Genomic DNA, 20,601 nt, shown 5'->3' with positions numbered 1-20,601 from the left:
TACCTATGAGGTCTGCTAAACACTGTTATCTCATTATGGCACATACGGACAAGTACCTGTTACAGGTACTTGTCCGTATGCTTGATGATGAGCGGAACGATATCTATCTTCATGTAGATAAGAAGTGGAAAGAGTTTTCTCCCTCTTTTTTGTCTGTAGTGCATGCCAATCTCTATATTCTAGATAAACGTATCGATGCTCGCTGGGGACATGCTAACTTGATAGAAGTAGAATATAACCTGTTTGAGGAGGCTTATCGTAGAGGAGGGTACCTTTATTATCACTTGCTTTCTGGGGCAGACTTGCCCATTAAGCCTCAAGACTATATCCATCGTTTCTTCTATGAGCATCAAGGAACTGAGTTTGTTTCTTACTGGGGAACTGAGGATAATAACGCAGATGCTTACTATAAGGTAAGTCGATATCATTTCTTTATGGAGTATGAGAAAATCCCAAGTCGATTACTTAGCATCTTGATTGCTAAAGCTAGGAGGATTATTTCGGATGTTCTTTATCTTCTTCTAGGTGCTAGATCATATCCATGGCGCCTCTACAAAAAAGGAGCCAATTGGGTTAGCATAACAGATGGAGCCATTGGAACCCTTTTGCAGGAGAAATCTAAGGTCTTGAGGCGTTTTAGATGGACCCGTAATGGTGAAGAGATTTTTCTCCAGACGATTCTATTGGAATCACCTTTTCGAGAGAAGATTAATGTTTCTTCACCTGACGACCATGCTGCGATGAGGGAAATCCGATGGTCGACTGGAGCCGTTTCTCCTGATACCTATACGATGCAGGATAAGGACTTCTTGCTAGCGTCTGATATGTTGTTCGCTCGTAAATTTAGTTCCGAAGTGGATCGTGAGATTATTGACTTCATACAAAAAGAATTTGCGAAGTAATATTGATTGATCTTTCTCTATTCCCTCAACTATTTAATCCTAGACTATGCCTCAGTTGATCTATCGCATTGCAGAGCAGTATCTCGTGCTCAATACACTCGACCCTATTGCTACGGCAGCTATCTTGCCGAATTATGAAGCTTTTCGCCAAGCCTGCCTTCCCGATGGAGTGCAGCCTTTGGTTGAGGTATGGGGCGACTGCTCTTGTACCTCATCTGTAGACGACAAGCTCTTGGAGGAAGTCGAGGATATCTATTACCATTCCCGGGTATATAGGCGAACTAACGCTGATATACGCATAGAGATGATGCATTTGGGCGTAGAGGAGGTTGGCTGCTTTAGCCCCAACTGGCGTCAGCTCCATTGCCGATCTTCGCTGACTAACAAGAGAGCTCGCTATTTGATTGATCGTCTTATCATGATTGCTTTCAGCATCGTGACTTCGGAACTTCGTATGCTCAAGGTACATGCCTCCGTGACGGAGCTTCATGGAAGAGCTTTGATCTTCTTGGGCGTTAGCGGGACGGGGAAAAGTACTCATAGCCGTCTGTGGCGTCAGTTTGTGCCTGAGGCTACTCTGCTCAATGATGACGAGCCTATCGTTCGGGTTATGCCTGATGGTTCGGTTAGGGTCTACGGTTGTCCGTGGAGTGGTAGTACGCCCTGCTACAAGGATCGTTGGGCCGAAGCTGTGGCATTTGTACATCTACGCCAAAGCCCAGAGAATAAACTCACAAAGCTCTCGACACTTCAGGCCTTCGATTCTCTCTTTTCCTCCTCGGCTTTTATGTTCTCCGAGACTAGAGTTCGAGAGCAAGTGTTCAATACTGTTGCTGATGTTTTGGAGCGAGTACCCGTATACCGATTAGACTGTAGGCCAGATGAGGAGGCTGTTTCTCTGACTAGATCTTTGCTTTAGTATTATTATGGATACGCGCCTGAGCCGTGTGCTTGTGCTCGATAACGAGGTGTTCTTTGCCCAAATCCTCAAAGAGCTTGAAATGGGCAAGCGGGTAACGATATTTGCTAAGGGCTGGAGTATGCTTCCGATGATCTGGCAGGAGCGGGACACCCTACTTCTGGCGCCTCTATCGGTAGATAGTATATCGCTGGGGCGAATAGTTCTGGTCAAGCTCTCTGACAAAAGATATGTCATTCATCGAATAGTCAAAATGGAGGGGGAGCAACTAACTTTGCGAGGTGACGGCAATCCATATCAGATAGAGCTCTGCACCAAATCTCAGGTGTTGGCTGAGCTCGTTGGCGTAAAGCGCAATGGCAAGATGATGATGCGTGGCTCTAAGCGTTGGGCTATATTTGAGCATTTGTGGCCTAGGCACCCACTGCTACGGCGTGCCTTGCTGCGTATCTATCGTCGGCTGAACTCGATCTCTTCTTGATAAGAGGAACGAAAAAGCAAAGCCTCGGTTTCCTTTGTGGGAGCCGAGGCTTTTTGATTGACTGAGCTAGAGGATCATTACTCTGCTACTAGAGAAGCACGGTAGAATGCCGTTGGAGCAAGCGTCTTGGTCTGCTCGTGTAGGTACTGACCAATAGTCTTTTTGTTGTCCTTAACAAACTCCTGCTCTAGGAGCGTATTTTCCTTGTAGTACTTCTTGAGCGCACCCTGAGCGATGTGGTCGATCAGGTTCTCTGGTTTGCCAGCCTCGCGAGCCTTCTCACGTGCGATCTCGAGCTCACGCTCCTTGATCTCGGCAGGTACATCAGCCTCAGTGATACCAACTGGGTTCATAGCAGCGATCTGCATCGCTACGTCGCGAGCCACCTGAGCGTCGATAGCTTCGTTGAAAGCAACGATCGTAGCCAGCATATTACCGGGGTGGATGTAAGAAGTGGCAGCAGCACCCTTAACGAACTCGTAGATGCCGAGCTCCATCTTCTCACCCGTCACACCGCTACGCTCGGTGATGTGTTCCTGTACAGAGCGACCATCGGCCATGGGGGCAGCGAGGATCTCTTCCTTGCTAGCACCACGCTTTTCAGTAGCTACAGCTAGTACAGCCTTGGCTAGGTTGATGAAGTCTTCATTCTTGGCTACGAAGTCAGTTTCGCACTTAATGCCTACCACTACAGCGAAGTCGCCATCGTGAGCAGCTAGTACGCAACCTTCTTCGGCGTCACGGTCGCTACGCTTAGCTGCGATAGCCTGACCACGCTTGCGTATGATCTCAATAGCCTTGTCGAAGTCGCCTGCTGCTTCTTCGAGGGCCTTCTTGACGTCCATCATACCAGCACCCGTCATCTTACGGAGCTTGGCGATGTCTTGAATTGATACAGCCATTGTATTATCTAATATCTTTTGTTTGGTTTAACTTACTTCTTATTAGAAGACTCGGAGGCTACTCACTATGGGGTAGCCTCCGAGCTTTATTAAGAATCCTAGTCTTCCTGCTCTTCTGTTGCTACGGCTTCTTCTTGAGCAGCGCCACGCTCACGGCGAGCACCACTGCGTCCGCGACGGATGCGACGTGGTTCTTCTTCGCCAGCTTCTGCAGCTTCGCCCTTACCCTCAGCCTTGCGCTCTTGTAGGCCTTCTGCGATAGCAGAGCACATGGCGCTTACGATGAGCTCTACTGCGTTGGCAGAGTCGTCGTTGGCAGGGATAACGTAGTCTACATTGTTGGGGTTGCTATTGGTGTCCACAATAGCAAACACAGGGATACCTAGGCGATTGGCCTCGGCTACAGCGATGTGTTCCTTCATCACGTCTACAACGAAGAGTGCAGATGGCAGACGATTCATATCGGCGATAGAGCCTAGAGTCGTCTCCAGCTTAGCACGCTGACGTGTGATCTGGAGCTTCTCACGCTTAGAGAGATTATCAAAAGTACCGTCGCTGGTCATCTTGTCGATGAGGGTCATCTTCTTGACGGCCTTACGGATCGTTGGGAAGTTGGTAAGCATACCACCGGGCCAGCGCTCCGTCACATAAGGCATACCAACGCTCTTAGCTAGTTCGCCTACAGAACCCTTGATTTGCTTCTTGGTAGCTACGAATAGGATACGCTTCCCACTCTTGGCCATCTGCTTGGCGATCTCAGCTGCTTCGTCTATTTTGGCAACTGTCTTGTGAAGGTCGATAATGTGAATATCGTTGCGCTCCATGAAAATGTATGGAGCCATAGCTGGATTCCACTTACGAGTGAGGTGACCGAAGTGAGCACCAGCGTTGAGGAGTTGTTCAAATGAAACCTTTGACATGATTGTTTTCGTTTACGTTCTATTAATGTATTGAATACTTTCAACCGACAGGTAGTACTGAGCTAAGTATTATGCTCGTAATCCTGACGATTTAGATACTAAACGCGACAATAGTCTGCACCTATCACTAGGCGACAGAGTATTAACGCTTGCTGAACTGGAAGCGCTTGCGTGCCTTGGGGCGACCGGGCTTCTTACGCTCTACTGTGCGAGCGTCGCGAGTCATGAAGCCTTCGGCGCGTAGAGCTGCCTTGTCCTCTGGATTGATCTTAACCAGTGCACGAGAGATGGCTAGACGAGCTGCTTCGCTCTGACCCTTGAAACCACCACCCTTGAGGTTGATCTTGATGTCGTACTTCTCCACAGCGTCGAGCGTAGCGAGTGGCTGACGCACGATATACTGAAGGATAGACGATGGGAAATAAGTAGCGATGTCACGCTTGTTGATCGTGATCTTACCAGTGCCTAGAGATACATACACACGGGCAACGGCGGCCTTGCGACGGCCAATAGCATTGATTTGTTCCATGTCGTTTGTCTTACTTTAGGGTGTTAACATCTACGAAGCGTGGTTGCTGAGCTTCGTGCTTGTGATCAGATCCTTCGTAAACGTAGAGGTTGCCGATGATCTTATCGCCAAGACGATTCTTTGGGAGCATACCCTTAACCACCTTGCGGAAGAGGCGATCGCTACCCTTGGCCTGAAGAGCACGAGGGCTGAATGCACGCTGTCCGCCGGGATAGCCTGAGTACTTGAGATAAACGCGGTCGTCCCACTTCTTACCAGTGAGCACTACCTTTTCTGCATTGATCACGATAACGTTGTCACCGCAATCAACGTGAGGCGTAAAGTTAGGCTTGTACTTGCCACGAAGGAGCTTAGCCACCTTGGAGCATAGACGTCCAAGTGACTGACCTTCAGCATCGACTACTACCCAACCTTTGTTTGCAGTTGCCTTGTTTGCAGAAACGGTCTTGTAGCTTAAAGTGTCCATTTCTTTTTTGTTAATTGTTAATTTTTAATAGACGAAGCCTCCTGCTTGCTACTTAACTCCCTCATACTTGCAGCGGCTTTATTCGGACACAAGCCAGCCACTCGTATGCTATATACATATATTAATGTGTAGGATTAGGAAATCAAGTCTTAGCGGTAGACTCCTAGCACTATATTGATAATTTTAGCGGTGCAAAGGTACGAATAATAATCCGAATGACAATCTTCTGTTTATCTGCTTGTCATTGAGGGGGGGGAGGGAGCATCTCGAAAATATATGCTAGGCTATCTGTGGATACGCCAAGCTGAGGCTGATGTCTATCACCGTTGTTGGTTGTCGTTTGGTTTAGATATGGCTTTGTGCGCAGCAGGGAGAGTTGGCGTAACCCAAGGCGATTCTGCTATCTTTTGGTTAAGGAGTGTAAAAGACTTGCTGAGGAATTTCGGGAAACGGAGTCGGGGTTTCTAAAGTTTGATGCCATGGTTTGCGAAAGTTGTAGGGAAGATCCTCAGAGATGAGTGGACTAATCCTCGTTGATGTGTCCACTAATTCCAAAAGATTGATGGGAAGAAACTCTAAAATTTGTCCTTTGTCTTAGATGAAATCGTCGGAGTGTTTGTTTTATCTATTTCTTTGCTAGGTTATTATGTATTCCTTGCTTTAGGTGGCTATATTGGTTCGTCTGGGAGTAAGTGCCAGAATGAGGGTGCGTGCCGTGTGGAGCCTTCTAGGGGGTAAATATGAGGTCTGCTCGAATTTACGTCAGCTGTCCGCCCTTTCAGTTACGATGTGCCAGTCGATGCTGTTTGTAGTCGTTTTCTGTTAAAATCTGTATTTGTTTTCTGCTTGATGCTGCTGTTTAGCTGTGAGAGTGGGTTCAAGTGTAATTATTTATGATAAGACGGTAATTATCTGAAGGCGTTTTAGCTTATTTGATTGATTTTAGGCATTTTTAATGCTTTGGTGTTTACTGGTAATTATTTTATTTATTGAGTTGTTTGCTTTATCTTCGCACCTCGGATCTGCTTTCAGAGAGTGTAGAATGTATGGTAACGCATTGGGGTATGACCTCAGCTTCAGTAAACCTGTATTGGGGGTAGGAGATTGTGCCCATTCGTAGCTTGCTGGAGGGATAGATTTAGATGCACTAATGCGTACTTTAGTTTCAGAATTATTTTGTAGATTTATGAATGACAGCAATGCAAGGTCTTTGTTTAGAGAAAAGTATGCCGCTCCCAAGGTTGTGAGCGGTTGTAGGCTTGTTGGCGCTTTGAGTTTGCTCGCCTCTATGTCAATCCAAGGAGATGCTTACGACTATGAAGAGGGTGGTTCGCATGAGGGAGTGGTTGTAGATGGCGATTTGTAATTAACTTTTTGTCAATGATGTTATTTTTATGAGGAATTGGATATATACATCAAGTGTTTTGGCGCTATCTCTTTTGCTTGGTGCTGCTTGTAGCAAGGAACAAGATGTGGCTTCTCCGCAGAAGTTCTCCTTCTCTATCTCGGGGAGTGTAGCCCAGCCTGAGTGGGTCGATATGGAAGGGGACGACAACCTCAGGGCCTTTACACTCAAACCCAACGATCGAGAGTACCCCAAGATTGATCTGCCAGTGGTCAAGGAGAAAGGCTTCGAGTCTTTTGTGTCGGTGGTGTGGCTTTTCCCGCAGAGTCTTACAGAGAAGTTAAAGGCAGGGCAAAAGGGACCCGGAGTAGATCAATATGGTGAAGCGGTGCGGATCTACGTGGAGGATAGTGGGGATCCAGCAAAGATGGATAGCCATGCGGGTAAGAATATGAGCAATACCTCTATCAGTCGTAACCAGAAAGGGGTTTCTCGTATCATTAATCGTAATGGCAGGTATCGTGTTTTGATTGGTTTCGACGTACAGGGAGGAGCGACCTCGACTAATAAACATAATTCTATGCTTGACGCGTTCCGCTCAGGGCAAGAGTATAATACGTTCATAGCACTCAATCCACCACTTCAACAGGCCTCTCGGACTACGGTAAGTATTCATCGCATCTATTTCCCTGTAACGCACAACGCAGAGAGTACAGACAAGAATAAGGCCATTGTCCCTAATTTGCCACCCTTAAAGTATCTCGAAGATGGGGAGTCTTATGTAGTGGGTGAGTCTGCCACGAGTATGGCTGAGATAGCGACAAAAACGGATCGTGGCTATGAACCCAATGATCATAGTGGTTATTATAAAAACAAGTCTAATCCTAAAATCTTTGAGCTGCCATTTTTTAGTCGCTTTGGAGAGAAGGTTACAACAGAGAATCGGGAGAATCGCCTCACTCATGGTAGTGCTATTGAGGCACGCTTCAAGATGGCAGGAGTCTTGCTAGCCCTTAAGTTCAAGAATGATACAGGGAAGGCAATAAAAATCAAAAGCCTGCGTACCAAGAGTAGTCGGCTTGCTTACTCGGGGTACTACGAGCTTTGGCCAAGCATTCTAGGTAGTCGATATAAGAATGTCAAAAACTCCACATTTGACAATCAAGTAGGTGTGCCATTCTTTGCGAGAGGCCAAAATGAACAGCAGTCCAACCTTTTGCGCCAAGCGATGTATGAATTCAAGTTTCGTGATGCTCGAAATAATCTTAAGGAGATGGACGTAGCTCGTGATGCAACGACTCGTGGTCGTGCCTATCTTTGGGGGGCTATTGACTTGGATCAATCGTACACAGGCCCTAAGCAGACTCGTTGTCAAGTGGTTTATGAATACGCAGACCAGCCTGGCCGCCAGCTTGTATCCAAAGTGGTGGTCTTGTCGCAGAAGCCGGGTGGGGCTGAGGTTGATTTTGAGGAAGGTAAGGCTTACTTGATTACCGTCCCTATTGTAGAGAAAGGCAGGATTTAAGCCGCCCTCTTGGGGATAATTGGTCGAAATCTGAACTACCGAGGGCGATAACCATATCTTCGCTCTCGGTAGTTTGCTTTTTCCTCTACGTGGGCGATTGGGTATTGATGCGTACCTTTGTCACAACATAGATCAAGAGAGATAGAATATCAGCATAGATACGGATGATCGTTTGCATCGCAGAGAAGCCCAGTGTCGCCAAAGATATAGCCGCCCTGCTTGGGGCGAATAGGCGTGTCGTGGAGCGAGGTGTGGGGTATATGGAGGGGAATGGTTATCAGGTAACTTGGACTTTTGGCCATCTCTGTACACTTAAGGAGCCTCACGACTACCACCCCGAGTGGAAGCAGTGGAGCATCTCGGCTCTGCCTATGATCCCTGATAGGTTTGGCATCAAGCCCATTGATATAGATAACTACAAGAGGCAGCTCGAGGTTATCGAACGTCTGATGCAGACCGCCACGATGGTTGTCAACTGCGGCGATGCTGGGCAAGAAGGAGAGTTAATACAGCGCTGGGTGCTCCAGCGTGCGGGGTGCTCTGTACCCGTGAAGCGTCTATGGATCTCATCGCTCACGGACGAGGCAATTCGAGTGGGTTTCCAGAATCTGCGTGATGCCTCCGACTTCCAGTCGCTCTATGAGGCTGGGTTGGCTCGTGCCATAGGTGACTGGTTGCTGGGAATGAATGCTACACGCCTCTATACGGTGCGCTATGCTCCTCGTGGCCAAGTCCTCTCTATTGGTCGTGTACAGACCCCGACATTGGCACTCATTGTGCAGCGTCAAATGGAGATCGAACACTTCAAGCCCGAGGCTTACTGGGAGCTTAAGACGCTCTACCGAGAGGTAGTCTTCAGTGCTGAGAAAGGGCGGCATCAGGATCAAGTCAAGGCGATGCAGGCCTTGGAGGTTATCCGGGATCGACCTCTGACGATTACCTCGGTCAAGAAGAAGGCTGGCAAGGAACTTCCGCCAAGGCTGTTTGACTTGACGAGCCTTCAGGTAGCTTGCAATAAGAAGTTTGGTATGACGGCCGAGGAAACACTTACCACAATCCAAAGCCTCTATGAAAAGAAAATCACCACCTATCCTCGTGTAGATACCACTTATCTGAGCGATGATATTTACCCCAAGGTGCGTGATATCCTTCTGGGCTTGGTTACCTATAGACATCTGACTACCCCGATTGTGGCGGAGAAAACCATTCGTAAGAGTAAGAAGGTCTTCGATAACAGTAAGGTAACCGACCACCATGCGATTATCCCTACGGGGCAGCCCGTGCATGGCTTGTCTGCGAGAGAGGGGCAGGTCTTTGACCTTGTCGCGCGCCATTTCATTGCCGCCTTTTATCCCGACTGCGAAGTCAGCACGACTACGGTGCAGGCTCGGGTGGAGGAGGTCGGCTTCAAGACCAGTGGGCGAGAGGTTCTCAAGCCCGGCTGGCGTGTCGTATTCGAGCAAGACAAGGCTCAGGCTGGGAAGATTGAGGGTGATAAGGATGAGGAAGCCGAGGAGCAAGATAGTGATAAGGTATTGCCGGCCTTCGTTGAGGGCGAGAGTGGTCTGCATCAGCCGGATCTCAGAGAGAAGCAGACAACCCCCCCAAAGCCCTATACCGAGGCAACGCTCCTCAGAGCTATGGAAACAGCGGGTAAGCTGGTCGAGAGTGAGGAGCTGCGAGAGGTAATGAAGGAGAATGGTATTGGTCGTCCGTCTACACGTGCCAATATCATCGAGACGCTCTTTAGGCGTGGTTATATTGTCAAGGAGAAGCGTAGTCAGCTCAAGGCTACCGCCACGGGGATAGGGCTGATTCAGACGATCAACTATGAGCTACTCAAGAGTGCCGAACTTACGGGGCAGTGGGAGTACAAGCTCCGCCAGATCGAGCGCAGAGAGCTTGCTGCGGCAGACTTCATTCATTCGCTCAAGGAGATGGTTGTCGCTCTAGTGACTGAGGTTATGTCGGGGCGCTCGTCCATACCTCCAGCCGTCACCTCCGTGCCAAACGAGCCGATCGCTCCATTATGTCCCCGATGTGGAGTGGGGCGGATTATTCGTGGGCGTACGGCTTACGGCTGTAGTGCGTATGCCTCGGGTTGTGACTATCGTATGAGCTTCGAGGAGTACGAGCAGGCTTTGGGTGCTTCGTAGCCTCGCTGAGTAAGGCCGAGGGCGTGGATATTTTGCATTACCTTTGTTGTTTATGGAGCCTTAGAGGTGGGGTGTCGTAATCCGACGAGTCCTATCGCAGGGTGATATACATTATTATATATAGTAAAGATGATACTCAGAACTGAGGGGCTAGTCAAGAAATATCGAGCCCGTACGGTGGTTAATCATGTTTCCATTGAGGTGGGGCAGGGGGAGATTGTTGGTTTGCTAGGTCCCAATGGAGCTGGTAAGACGACAACTTTCTATATGACTGTAGGGCTCGTTGTGCCCAATGCCGGGCGCATCTTTCTCGATGAGCAGGATATTACTAAGTATCCCGTCTATAAGCGGGCGCGTGCTGGGATTGGTTATTTGGCTCAGGAGGCATCAATCTACCGCAAGATGAGTGTGGAGGATAACATTATGTCCGTCCTTGAGCTCACGGGGCGTACCAAAGCTGAGCAGCAAGCGCGTCTAGAGGAGCTTATCGGTGAGTTTCGTCTAGAGAAGGTGCGTACCAATCATGGTAATAGGCTCTCTGGTGGGGAGCGTCGTAGAGCTGAGATCGCTCGTTGCTTGGCTATCGACCCTAAGTTCATCATGCTAGACGAACCTTTTGCAGGGGTAGACCCTATTGCGGTGCAGGATATTCAAGCCATTGTCGCCAAACTCAAGCATAAGGATATCGGTATTCTCATTACGGATCACAACGTCTACGAAACACTAAGTATTACAGATCGGGCTTACTTGCTCTTTGAGGGCAAGGTGCTTTTCCAAGGTACAGCAGAGGAGTTGGCCGAGAATGAGATTGTGAGAGAGAAATATCTAGGTAAAGACTTCGAGCTAAGACGCCGAAATTTCGACTTGGAGGCACTTAGTTAGTGAAATATTTTGGCTGGCGTTTTGCGTAATCCAAATATTTGCTTTACCTTTGCATTCGCAATTCAGGGAATGGCCTTGTGATTGCTGAGTGGCTGGCCCATTCGTCTATCGGTTAGGACGCCAGATTTTCATTCTGGAAAGAGGGGTTCGATTCCCCTATGGGCTACAAGAATAAGAAATAAAAGTAGAAAGAAGCAGAAATGGCAAATCATAAGTCATCGATCAAAAGAATTCGTCAGACGAACGCTCGTCGTCTGCACAATCGTTACTACGCAAAGACAGCACGCAATGCTGTGCGTAAGTTCCGTGCTCTTACCGATCATGCTCAAGCTACAGAGATGCTACCCAAGCTGGCGTCTATGCTTGACCGTCTAGCTGGTAAGAATATCATCCACAAGAATAAAGCAGCTAACCTGAAGTCCAAACTGGCAAAGCAGGTTCTCAAGCTCGCTTAATCTACCGCATCCCTAGAGGGTGCTTCAAGGCTGGCCCATTCGTCTATCGGTTAGGACGCCAGATTTTCATTCTGGAAAGAGGGGTTCGATTCCCCTATGGGCTACCAAACTAAGTCTTCTCTTATTTTTTGGAGAAGACTTTTTCTGTATTTGTGCCTTTAGGTTTGTTTGATGTAATAGCTCCGTCGTTTGTTAGTGGGGCGCTGCGGCATAAAAGCATTTTGAGCAGATGAGTGGGATAGACTGAGGCTTAATCCTTTATGTAAAATCAATCTGTTTATTCCCTACATCTCCTCTGCCTCTTGGTGATCTATTGAGTGGGATAAACTCGTTTTAACGTTAGCTCTAGTGGAAGGTAAAAATGCTTGTGAAATTTTTTATTCTTGTAGGATAAAGCACTACCTTTGTAGGAGGTAAGGAGTAGATGATAATCATTCACAAATCAATGAATACAAATCCTAATAATTTCGCCATTTTTGCCGGGTCGGCCTCGCTCCACTTGGCAGAGCAAATCGCAGAAGGGCTTGGATGCAAGCTCGGTGATATGGAGGTAGAGCACTTCGCCGATGGAGAGTTCTCTGTTTATTATAAGGACAGCATCCGAGGTAAAGATGTCTTCCTTGTGCAGTCTACCTATCCTACGACGGACAACTTGATGGAGTTGCTGCTTATGGTTGATGCTGCCAAGCGTGCATCAGCTCACTACATTGCAGCCGTTATTCCTTATTTTGGTTGGGCTCGTCAGGATCGCAAGGATAAGCCCCGTGTCTCTATCGGTGCTAAGCTGATTGCAGATATGCTCTGCACTGCTGGTATTTCTCGTCTGATCACGATGGATTTGCACGCAGACCAGATTCAGGGATTCTTTGATGTGCCAGTGGATCATCTCTATGGCTCTACCGTATTTGTAGATTATCTTCGCTCAACTTGCGACTTGGAGAATACGGTGATGGCTACGCCAGACGTCGGCGGTACCAAGCGTGCCAATTCGTATGCCAAATTCCTCGGTGTTCCTATGGTGATTTGTCATAAGCACCGCGCCAAGGCGAATGAAGTAGCCGAGATGCGCATCATCGGAGATGTGGAGGGTAAGGATGTGCTACTTGTGGATGATATTGTCGATACAGCTGGTACAATTACTAAGGCAGCCGACTTGATGATGGAGAGCGGAGCTCGTAGTGTTCGCGCATTGGCTACACATGCAGTACTTAGCGATCCTGCTATTGAGCGTATTGAGGCATCGGCTCTTTCGGAAATGATCTTCACCGACTCAATTCCCTTGCGCAAGCCTTGCAGCAAAATCAAGGTGCTTTCCGTAGCCAATGTTTTTGCAGAGGCGATCAAACGCGTCATTAATCACGAATCTATCAGTATCCTCTATTCAATCTAGGGTATAGAGATGCTATATAAATTAGCTCAAGACTGGGACGGCTGAAGCAGGGCTTTCGTCGTCCCAGTCTTTTTATTTGTGTTGTGCTAATGCCTTTCCTCTTGCAGAGGGGTTGTTTTTTCTGTTTTCTCTGCTTGTTTTGCTGATTTGTCTTTGTTTTTGGTGCTATTTGCTGTGTATGCGCAGGCATTCCTCGCCGTGTTCTTTTGNGGGGTTGTTTTTTCTGTTTTCTCTGCTTGTTTTGCTGATTTGTCTTTGTTTTTGGTGCTATTTGCTGTGTATGCGCAGGCATTCCTCGCCGTGTTCTTTTGTAACTTCTTCTTGGTTTTCAAGTAAATTTGGTAATTGATATAAAAATTTTTTGTTGTTTTGTAAGTGCTTAGTATTTAATAAATAGGTGTGTAGTCTGATACCCCTAACTGTCAGTTGCTCAAAAATATTTTGCTGTTAGATTTGGTTGATAAATAAAAAGTGTTCTATCTTTGCAACCGCAAACGAGACAAACGGCGNACCCCTAACTGTCAGTTGCTCAAAAATATTTTGCTGTTAGATTTGGTTGATAAATAAAAAGTGTTCTATCTTTGCAACCGCAAACGAGACAAACGGCGTCACTCGAGCGAGAGTGTCGGTCTTGGAAGAAGGACTAAAACGATGAACGACCGCAGGGTTGTTTGTTGCACTACAGACGAAGCCTAGAGCTTAGTCGGGCGATCATTGACATGATTAATAAGAAAACGAAAACAACTGTAGAGCAAAATAATTAGCAAGTATACAAACCGTGTGCATATTTAGTTGTGTACATACGGCGCAAAATAGATAAGGGCAGACGGTGGATGCCTAGGCTCTCGGAGGCGAAGAAGGACGTGATAAGCTGCGATAAGCTGTGGGGATCGGCACATACGATTAGATCCGCAGATTTCCGAATGGGGCAACCCAGTACATTGAAGATGTACTACACCGCAGAGCGGTGAGCGAACGTGGGGAACTGAAACATCTAAGTACCCATAGGAGAAGAAAACAAAAGTGATTCCCTTAGTAGTGGCGAGCGAACGGGGATTAGCCCAAACCATTAATGTTTCGGCATTACTGGGGTTGTAGGACCACGCTGTATGATATATTCGATTAGAAGAACTACTTGGAAAGGTAGGCCGTAGAGCATGAAAGCTGCGTATTCGACAATTGAATTTATTGTTAGTGGTATCCTGAGTAGCGCGGGACACGAGTAATCCTGTGTGAATCTGGCGGGCCCATCCGCTAAGGCTAAATACTCCCGAGAGACCGATAGTGAACCAGTACCGTGAGGGAAAGGTGAAAAGAACCTCGAACAGAGGAGTGCAATAGACCCTGAACCCGTCTGCCTACAAGCGGTAGGAGCATCAGTTATGGTGTGACTGCGTGCCTTTTGCATAATGAACCTACGAGTTACTTTCACTGGCGAGGTTAAGTGATATTAGTCACGTATCCGAAGCGAAAGCGAGTCTTAAATGGCGCATAGTCAGTGGGAGTAGACGCGAAACCAAGTGATCTACCCTTGGTCAGGTTGAAGGTTGGGTAAAACCAACTGGAGGACCGAACCGGTAAGCGTTGAAAAGCTTTCGGATGAACTGAGGGTAGGGGTGAAAGGCTAATCAAACTTGGAGATAGCTCGTACTCCCCGAAATGCATTTAGGTGCAGCCTTTGTTGTTTCTTATACGAGGTAGAGCGACTGATTGGATGCGAGGCTTTCACCGGCTATCAAGTCCAGACAAACTCCGAATGCGTATAAGTTAAGACAAGGAGTGAGGGCATGGGTGCTAAGGTCCATGTCCGAGAGGAGAAGAATCCAGACCATCGGCTAAGGTCCCGAAATAATAGCTAAGTTGAATAAACGAAGTCAAGGTGCTAAGACAGCTAGGATGTTGGCTTGGAAGCAGCCATTCATTTAAAGAGTGCGTAACAGCTCACTAGTCGAGTGCTTTGGCGTGGATAATAATCGGGCATAAGCTATTTACCGAAGCTGTGGGATATTAATAATATCGGTAGGGGAGCATTCTAGCGGCGCAGAAGATCTGAGGACAACTCAGGTTGGAGCTTCTAGAAAAGCAAATGTAGGTATAAGTAACGATAAAGGAGGTGAGAAACCTCCTCGCCGAAAGACCAAGGTTTCCTGATCAACGCTAATCGGATCAGGGTTAGTCGGGCCCTAAGGGATAGCCGAACGGCGTACCCGATGGATGAACCGGTTAATATTCCGGTACTAATTATATGAGCGATGTGGTGACGGAGAAGTGACAGTCCTGCCAGCTGACGGAATAGCTGGTTGAAGGGTGTAGACGTTGATTGGGGTAGGCAAATCCGCCCTGAGAGTCGAACCTGATAGTACTCGGAGTGCATGCACGAAGAGATATGGACGTAATCAGGCTCCCTAGAAAACCCGCTAAGCATATTGTATAATTACCCGTACTCTAAACCGACACAGGTGGTTGGGTTGAGTATACTAAGGCGCTCGAGTGATTCGCGGTTAAGGAACTAGGCAAAATAGTCCTGTAACTTCGGGAAAAAGGACGCTCTCAGCAATGGGAGCCGCAGAGAATAGGCCCAGGCGACTGTTTAACAAAAACACATGGCTGTGCGAAATAGCAATATGCAGTATACAGCCTGACACCTGCCCGGTGCTGGAAGGTTAAGAGGAGATGTCATCGCAAGAGAAGCATTGAATTGAAGCCCCAGTAAACGGCGGCCGTAACTATAACGGTCCTAAGGTAGCGAAATTCCTTGTCGGGTAAGTTCCGACCTGCACGAATGGTGTAACGATCTGGGCACTGTCTCAACCGCGAGCTCGGTGAAATTGTAGTATCGGTGAAGATGCCGATTACCCGCAACGGGACGAAAAGACCCCGTGAACCTTTACTATAGCTTTGCATTGAATTTGGATAACAGATGTGTAGGATAGGCCGGAGACTAAGAAGCGGGTACGCCAGTATTCGTGGAGTCGCTGTTGAAATACGGCCCTTTTGTTATTTGGGTTCTAACTCGCAAGAGTGAGGACACTGCATGGTGGGTAGTTTGACTGGGGTGGTCGCCTCCAAAAGCGTAACGGAGGCTTCTAAAGGTACCCTCAGGCCGATTGGTAACCGGTCGTAGAGTGTAATGGCACAAGGGTGCTTGACTGGGAGACAAACAAGTCGCACAGGTAGGAAACTAGAGCATAGTGATCCGGTGGTTCCGTATGGAAGGGCCATCGCTCAAAGGATAAAAGGTACTCCGGGGATAACAGGCTGATCGCTCCCAAGAGCTCATATCGACGGAGCGGTTTGGCACCTCGATGTCGGCTCGTCACATCCTGGGGCTGGAGAAGGTCCCAAGGGTTGGGCTGTTCGCCCATTAAAGTGGCACGCGAGCTGGGTTCAGAACGTCGTGAGACAGTTCGGTCTCTATCTGTTGTGGGCGTAGGAGATTTGCGAGGACCTGTCACTAGTACGAGAGGACCGTGATGGACTAACCACTGGTTTATCGGTTGTTCCGCCAGGGGCACTGCCGAGTAGCTACGTTGGGTCGAGATAAGTGCTGAAAGCATCTAAGTACGAAGCTCACCTCAAGATTAGATCTCCTTATAAGGGTGGTTATAGACGATGACCTTGATAGGCTACAGGTGTAAAGATGGTGACATCAAAGCCGAGTAGTACTAATAGCCCGAANAGATTAGATCTCCTTATAAGGGTGGTTATAGACGATGACCTTGATAGGCTACAGGTGTAAAGATGGTGACATCAAAGCCGAGTAGTACTAATAGCCCGAAGATTTTGCGTGTAAGGTTTGCATACGTGCTAAGCTGTGCAAGTGGTTTAGTTTTCTTATTAGTCGATGGTCGCTAGAAATTGACATTTTGGTGGTTATAACGTTGGGGTTCCACCTCTTCCCATTCCGAACAGAGAAGTTAANCGCTAGAAATTGACATTTTGGTGGTTATAACGTTGGGGTTCCACCTCTTCCCATTCCGAACAGAGAAGTTAAGCCCAATTGTGCCGATGGTACTGCGTTTAGTGGGAGAGTAGGTAGCCGCCAGTTTTAGTAGGGGGGGAGTTAGTCGTAAGGCTGACTCCCTCTTCTCGTTTATAGAGCTAGCAAAGGACCAAGGGAGGNGTGGGAGAGTAGGTAGCCGCCAGTTTTAGTAGGGGGGGAGTTAGTCGTAAGGCTGACTCCCTCTTCTCGTTTATAGAGCTAGCAAAGGACCAAGGGAGGTCGGGGAGTGTCATATACGCATCTGATTAGAGAAAAAATCAATAAGGTCGTACACCAACGTGTACGGCCTTATTTTGTTAAAGGAGGTTCGTTGGTTTGTTGTAAATAAGCTAGCGCAATATTTTGCTGTTTGGGGAGAAAATTAGACCTTTGTTTCACGTTCTATTTTATTTAGGTTCTATAAGACCAGATTATCCTAACCCTAACATAAGTATTAACCGAAAAATAGTATTTCAAAACTAAGAGCTATGAAGCAGTTGAAGAACATCTTTCTTATTCTAGCTGGCTCGCTCCTATTTACCTGCACGAGCCTTGAGGCACAGCAGTCATTCGGAGGCAAGCCAAAGAGCTTTACCATTGAGCGAGAGCAATCTAATGGTTTGCGAGCTATGGCGTCGCATACCAGCTCAAACCTCCCCGTCTACACGGTTACACGTCAGTACTCGGCCGAGAGTCTGAGGGCGGCAGCGATGAAGATGATCAATGCGCCCATGATGGCAGGTGAGGCAATCGCAGTAGACTACAATCTCATTAGAGATGGCGTCCGTACCGAGCTGGCAGATGGCAGCGTCACTTATCGTATGCAGATCAAGGGCATGAATGCCAAGTCTATTTACCTGTTTTTTAGTCGCTTTGAGATCCCTCGTGGTGGCAAGCTCTATGTTTATGATGTGGATAGGACGACTATTTTGGGAGCCTATACCGATCAGACTAACCCGAGTGGAGGCGAATTTGCCGTTGAGCCCATACGTGGCGAAGAGCTCATTCTAGAGTACGAAGCGCCCAAAGCGCTCCCATTGCCTCGCATCATCATAGATGCTGTGGGCTACTTGTACTATGACTTGCAGACGCATGCACTCTATCAGAAGGCTGGCGAGGACGAGGAGCGCACGGGTTGCCAAGTCGATGCCAACTGCGAACAGGGCGAAGGCTGGGACGACCAAAAGAATAGCATCGTGCAGATCCTGCTCAAAAAGGGATCACATATCGAGATGTGCTCGGGAACCCTCCTGAATAATACGAACGAAGACTTCGCTCCCTATATCGTGACGGCAGGTCACTGTGCTGCTCATAAGGAGGGCACCTACAACTTCCCTCCCTCGGATCTTAATCGCTGGGTCTTCTCTTTTCACTACATCAAGCCCAGTTGTAGCCGTAGTACGATCGGTAGTATTGAGGCCAAAAGCCTTGTGGGTTGTAGTAAACTGGCCTATCTGCCTATGCATGAGTACTCAGATGGTATGTTACTCAAGCTTAATCAAGATATCCCGCTGAGCTATCGAGTCTATTATAGTGGTTGGGATAGGCAGGAGCAAGTCCCCGACAAGGGAGTTAGTCTGCACCACCCTCTAGGAGATGCTATGAAGATCGCAGTTTTCGACAAGAAGCCCAGAGTAGACAAATGGGACGGCCACAACAAAGGGGCCGAGAATGCTTACTTGGTCATGACCTTCGCTCACGGCGAAACTGAAGGCGGATCCTCTGGTGGCAGCCTCTTCGATGCTAAGACCAATCTACTCGTCGGCACGCTTACTGGCGGGCAAGAAACACTCAAATGTCTGCCAAACTCCGAGAGCTTCTACGGACGTCTTGCCTATCACTGGGATAAGTTTAAGGACAAAGGGGCGGATAAGCGCATGGATATCTATCTTGACCCTAAGACTCAGGGGAAGGCTCTTAGCCTCAAAGGAACCTATCGAGGGGATAATCGCTATCTGTACCCTGTGACCAAGGTAGAGGCACTAAGATCGTTGAAACAGAAAAATCTCGTTCAGCTCACTTGGCACAGTCCCAAGGACGTTGATCGTACTGGTAGCGGTAAGCTCTACTACGACATACGTCGTGGGGAGGTTATTCTAGAGCGTATTGAGCATACAGCAGGCAAATTGCTCTATACCTATGTTGATGATATTGACGCCCAATTTGGTGCCGATGCAGACTTGGCTTACTCCGTAAGGACAGTTCTCGTACAAGACAATGGACGCACTGATTGGACCTCGTGGAGCGAACCCGTTGGAGTTTACCTAGGTCAATTGACAGAGGAACTCAAGCCTAGTGTCGTAGATAAGACAATCCAGTGGCAGGAGCCTGTACTATACCAAGAGTGGACTCGTGTGCCTCGCAATGCTGATGATCCTCGGTTTGCCTCAATCCCTACTGCCTACATTCCTAAGTATGAGGGCGTGCAGATTGCGACGCAAGGATCTATCAAATTTGCTGAGAAGTGGCCTATTGGTTCGTTGTATCACACAAGAGATCTCCTCCAATATGCTACGGCTTATATTACCCAGATACAAGTGCTCCCTCGTAAGGCGGGTGAGAGTTTTAGGATCAATCTAGATCATGGTAATGGGCCTGTCTTTCGTCCCAATTCGTTTGCGGATCCTAGGCCAGATGATAAGCTCTACAAAAGGCGCTTGATAGTAAAGGTTCCCAGTAGCTGGAAGTCTGGTTGGATTACCGTTAAGCTTGATGAGCCTCTCAAGGTCTATCCCGAGTATATGCTAAGAGTAGGCTTTGAAACAGCTAATAACCAAAAACCTAGCTCCATGTCGTATATGCGCTTAGAGGAAACAGATCAGCGCTATCGCTTCGTTGGCCCTCTCGTTATGGCGAGTGTCAATAGCCGGGAGGAGTGGTACCAGATTTATTTCATGAGCCGTGTACACAAATTCCTCCCAGAGTTTTGGCAGGGTAACATGGCCTTTAGGCTGATTGTGAGCAATAGCAGCACGCCTTTGGAGCAAGAGCTCAAGGACGCTGATGTCCCTTCATATTCCTCTGCCCTGCCAGCTCTGCCTCGTCCTATAGCGTACGATGTGATCGTGGGAGGGCAGAAAGAGGCTACTGTGCAGGCTGAGGCAGGCAAACAGTCGTTCTCCTATACGCCCAAGCAGACTAACCTCTCAGCCTACTCCATTCGCCCCGTCTATGAGAGTGTACCCACTAGCCTCGATGCTCCTAGTGCTCGTAGAGAGGTCGCTGTCACAATCTCTAATCAAGGCCCCGGTAAGGTAAAGCTCTATGGCTACCCCGAGGGAACGAAGACCGTGAAAGAGAAGTCTGTCATTTGGCTAGATGCTTATCCTAAAGAAGGCTATAGCCTGACTTCCTTAGTTGTCAATGGCAAGGAAATCTATCCAAGCAGTGAGGTTTGGGTAGGTAGCGAAGCGCTCAATGTAGTGGCTAAATTTGAGAAGTCCAAGGATACAGGGCTTGATGCGCTCGCTCCTAAGACAGACCTATCGGTTTATCCCAATCCCGTACGCTACGAAGCCGTTGTAGAGGGTGTCGCTCCTAATAGTTTGGTTAAGATCTACAGCCTAGATGGTCGTCTGATGCATCAAGTAGAGGCAGTCGGTAGCTCGGTAAAGCTCAATGCTACTGGGTGGCCTGCTGGTATGTATTTCGTACAAACCGAGGACGGGCGTAGCACCAAATTCGTCGTAGATTAGTATCTGTATTGCAAGTTGTGTAGTAAGGCGGTGTGTCGAGATATAGATTTCG

At 48.0% G+C, this 20,601-nt stretch carries 14 protein-coding genes, 2 tRNA genes, 2 rRNA genes and 1 other annotated feature; of the genes, 14 read left to right on the top strand and 4 right to left on the bottom strand.

Annotated elements, in window-relative coordinates; genetic code table 11:
• Positions 1–35 precede the first annotated feature (35 nt).
• From HQ48_RS03750 to HQ48_RS03740, 3 genes are read left to right on the top strand one after another with little or no spacing between them, the layout of a single operon-like run.
• A complete protein-coding gene (locus tag HQ48_RS03750) occupies positions 36–902 on the top strand; it encodes a beta-1,6-N-acetylglucosaminyltransferase (RefSeq protein ID WP_052408954.1) in 867 nt (288 codons plus the stop codon).
• Between the two features lie 46 nt (positions 903–948).
• Entirely contained in the window at positions 949–1,821 is an 873-nt protein-coding gene (locus HQ48_RS03745) for a hypothetical protein (protein WP_044231733.1), read from the top strand.
• Positions 1,822–1,828: 7 nt separating this feature from the next.
• On the top strand, positions 1,829–2,302 hold the full coding sequence (locus HQ48_RS03740) for a S24/S26 family peptidase (RefSeq protein WP_044231732.1): 474 nt from the start codon (positions 1,829–1,831) through the stop codon (positions 2,300–2,302).
• Positions 2,303–2,379: 77 nt separating this feature from the next.
• On the opposite strand, the gene tsf is transcribed toward HQ48_RS03740, so the two are convergent.
• The 4 genes from tsf to rplM form a co-directional block, all read right to left on the bottom strand.
• Positions 2,380–3,204, bottom strand: a complete 825-nt coding sequence (gene tsf / locus HQ48_RS03735; protein WP_044231730.1) for a translation elongation factor Ts — start codon at positions 3,202–3,204, stop codon at positions 2,380–2,382.
• A gap of 98 nt (positions 3,205–3,302) precedes the next feature.
• The gene (rpsB, locus tag HQ48_RS03730) at positions 3,303–4,124 is read right to left on the bottom strand and encodes a 30S ribosomal protein S2 (RefSeq protein WP_044231728.1); all 822 of its coding nucleotides are present in this window, start codon (positions 4,122–4,124) and stop codon (positions 3,303–3,305) included.
• A 142-nt stretch (positions 4,125–4,266) separates the two neighbouring features.
• Positions 4,267–4,653 carry a 30S ribosomal protein S9 gene (rpsI, locus tag HQ48_RS03725; RefSeq protein ID WP_044188821.1) on the bottom strand — a complete coding sequence of 129 codons (387 nt, stop codon included), beginning with the start codon at positions 4,651–4,653 and terminating at the stop codon, positions 4,267–4,269.
• Positions 4,654–4,663: 10 nt separating this feature from the next.
• Positions 4,664–5,119: a 50S ribosomal protein L13 gene (gene rplM, locus HQ48_RS03720; protein WP_044188824.1), complete on the bottom strand. Its 456-nt coding sequence runs from the start codon at positions 5,117–5,119 to the stop codon at positions 4,664–4,666.
• Positions 5,120–6,329: 1,210 nt separating this feature from the next.
• Here rplM and HQ48_RS09285 point away from each other — a divergent pair.
• The 11 genes from HQ48_RS09285 (at position 6,330) to HQ48_RS03665 (ending at position 20,549) form a co-directional block, all read left to right on the top strand.
• Entirely contained in the window at positions 6,330–6,485 is a 156-nt protein-coding gene (locus HQ48_RS09285; protein ID WP_160225906.1) for a hypothetical protein, read from the top strand.
• Positions 6,486–6,513: 28 nt separating this feature from the next.
• Entirely contained in the window at positions 6,514–7,989 is a 1,476-nt protein-coding gene (locus tag HQ48_RS03715; protein WP_152568302.1) for a hypothetical protein, read from the top strand.
• 164 nt (positions 7,990–8,153) lie between these two features.
• Positions 8,154–10,145, top strand: coding sequence for a DNA topoisomerase 3 (locus HQ48_RS03710; protein WP_044231725.1), 1,992 nt, complete (start codon positions 8,154–8,156; stop codon positions 10,143–10,145).
• A 129-nt stretch (positions 10,146–10,274) separates the two neighbouring features.
• Positions 10,275–11,027, top strand: coding sequence for an LPS export ABC transporter ATP-binding protein (gene lptB, locus HQ48_RS03705; RefSeq protein ID WP_044188832.1), 753 nt, complete (start codon positions 10,275–10,277; stop codon positions 11,025–11,027).
• 94 nt (positions 11,028–11,121) lie between these two features.
• Positions 11,122–11,193 (top strand) — tRNA-Glu (locus HQ48_RS03700).
• A 34-nt stretch (positions 11,194–11,227) separates the two neighbouring features.
• Complete coding sequence (gene rpsT, locus HQ48_RS03695; protein WP_044188835.1) at positions 11,228–11,482, top strand: 30S ribosomal protein S20; 255 nt, start codon at positions 11,228–11,230, stop codon at positions 11,480–11,482.
• A 32-nt stretch (positions 11,483–11,514) separates the two neighbouring features.
• Positions 11,515–11,589 (top strand) — tRNA-Glu (locus tag HQ48_RS03690).
• A gap of 338 nt (positions 11,590–11,927) precedes the next feature.
• The gene (locus HQ48_RS03685) at positions 11,928–12,872 is read left to right on the top strand and encodes a ribose-phosphate pyrophosphokinase (RefSeq protein WP_044188842.1); all 945 of its coding nucleotides are present in this window, start codon (positions 11,928–11,930) and stop codon (positions 12,870–12,872) included.
• Between the two features lie 806 nt (positions 12,873–13,678).
• Positions 13,679–16,562, top strand: a 23S ribosomal RNA gene (locus tag HQ48_RS03675).
• A gap of 4 nt (positions 16,563–16,566) precedes the next feature.
• Positions 16,567–16,650 (top strand) — a sequence feature (23S ribosomal RNA rRNA prediction is too short).
• A gap of 160 nt (positions 16,651–16,810) precedes the next feature.
• Positions 16,811–16,920 (top strand): 5S ribosomal RNA (gene rrf / locus HQ48_RS03670).
• Between the two features lie 422 nt (positions 16,921–17,342).
• Positions 17,343–20,549 (top strand): T9SS type A sorting domain-containing protein, encoded by a 3,207-nt coding sequence (locus HQ48_RS03665; RefSeq protein ID WP_044231723.1) that lies wholly within the window; start codon positions 17,343–17,345, stop codon positions 20,547–20,549.
• Positions 20,550–20,601 lie beyond the last annotated feature (52 nt).

Source organism: Porphyromonas sp. COT-290 OH3588 (assembly GCF_000769075.1).
GTDB lineage: Bacteria > Bacteroidota > Bacteroidia > Bacteroidales > Porphyromonadaceae > Porphyromonas.
The sequence above is the reverse complement of the archived record's forward strand: the minus strand, read 5'-3'. Positions and strand labels throughout refer to the sequence as shown.

What these genes read in the sequence shown, in the direction of transcription:
- rpsT (WP_044188835.1), top strand. Translation starts at nt 11,228, where the DNA reads ATGGCAAATCATAAGTCATCGATCAAAAGAATTCGTCAGACGAACGCT.
- rpsI (WP_044188821.1), bottom strand. Translation starts at nt 4,653, where the DNA reads ATGGAACAAATCAATGCTATTGGCCGTCGCAAGGCCGCCGTTGCCCGT.
- HQ48_RS03740 (WP_044231732.1), top strand. Translation starts at nt 1,829, where the DNA reads ATGGATACGCGCCTGAGCCGTGTGCTTGTGCTCGATAACGAGGTGTTC.
- rpsB (WP_044231728.1), bottom strand. Translation starts at nt 4,124, where the DNA reads ATGTCAAAGGTTTCATTTGAACAACTCCTCAACGCTGGTGCTCACTTC.
- HQ48_RS03750 (WP_052408954.1), top strand. Translation starts at nt 36, where the DNA reads ATGGCACATACGGACAAGTACCTGTTACAGGTACTTGTCCGTATGCTT.
- tsf (WP_044231730.1), bottom strand. Translation starts at nt 3,204, where the DNA reads ATGGCTGTATCAATTCAAGACATCGCCAAGCTCCGTAAGATGACGGGT.
- HQ48_RS03710 (WP_044231725.1), top strand. Translation starts at nt 8,154, where the DNA reads ATGATCGTTTGCATCGCAGAGAAGCCCAGTGTCGCCAAAGATATAGCC.
- lptB (WP_044188832.1), top strand. Translation starts at nt 10,275, where the DNA reads ATGATACTCAGAACTGAGGGGCTAGTCAAGAAATATCGAGCCCGTACG.
- rplM (WP_044188824.1), bottom strand. Translation starts at nt 5,119, where the DNA reads ATGGACACTTTAAGCTACAAGACCGTTTCTGCAAACAAGGCAACTGCA.
- HQ48_RS03665 (WP_044231723.1), top strand. Translation starts at nt 17,343, where the DNA reads ATGAAGCAGTTGAAGAACATCTTTCTTATTCTAGCTGGCTCGCTCCTA.
- HQ48_RS03745 (WP_044231733.1), top strand. Translation starts at nt 949, where the DNA reads ATGCCTCAGTTGATCTATCGCATTGCAGAGCAGTATCTCGTGCTCAAT.
- HQ48_RS03715 (WP_152568302.1), top strand. Translation starts at nt 6,514, where the DNA reads ATGAGGAATTGGATATATACATCAAGTGTTTTGGCGCTATCTCTTTTG.
- HQ48_RS03685 (WP_044188842.1), top strand. Translation starts at nt 11,928, where the DNA reads ATGAATACAAATCCTAATAATTTCGCCATTTTTGCCGGGTCGGCCTCG.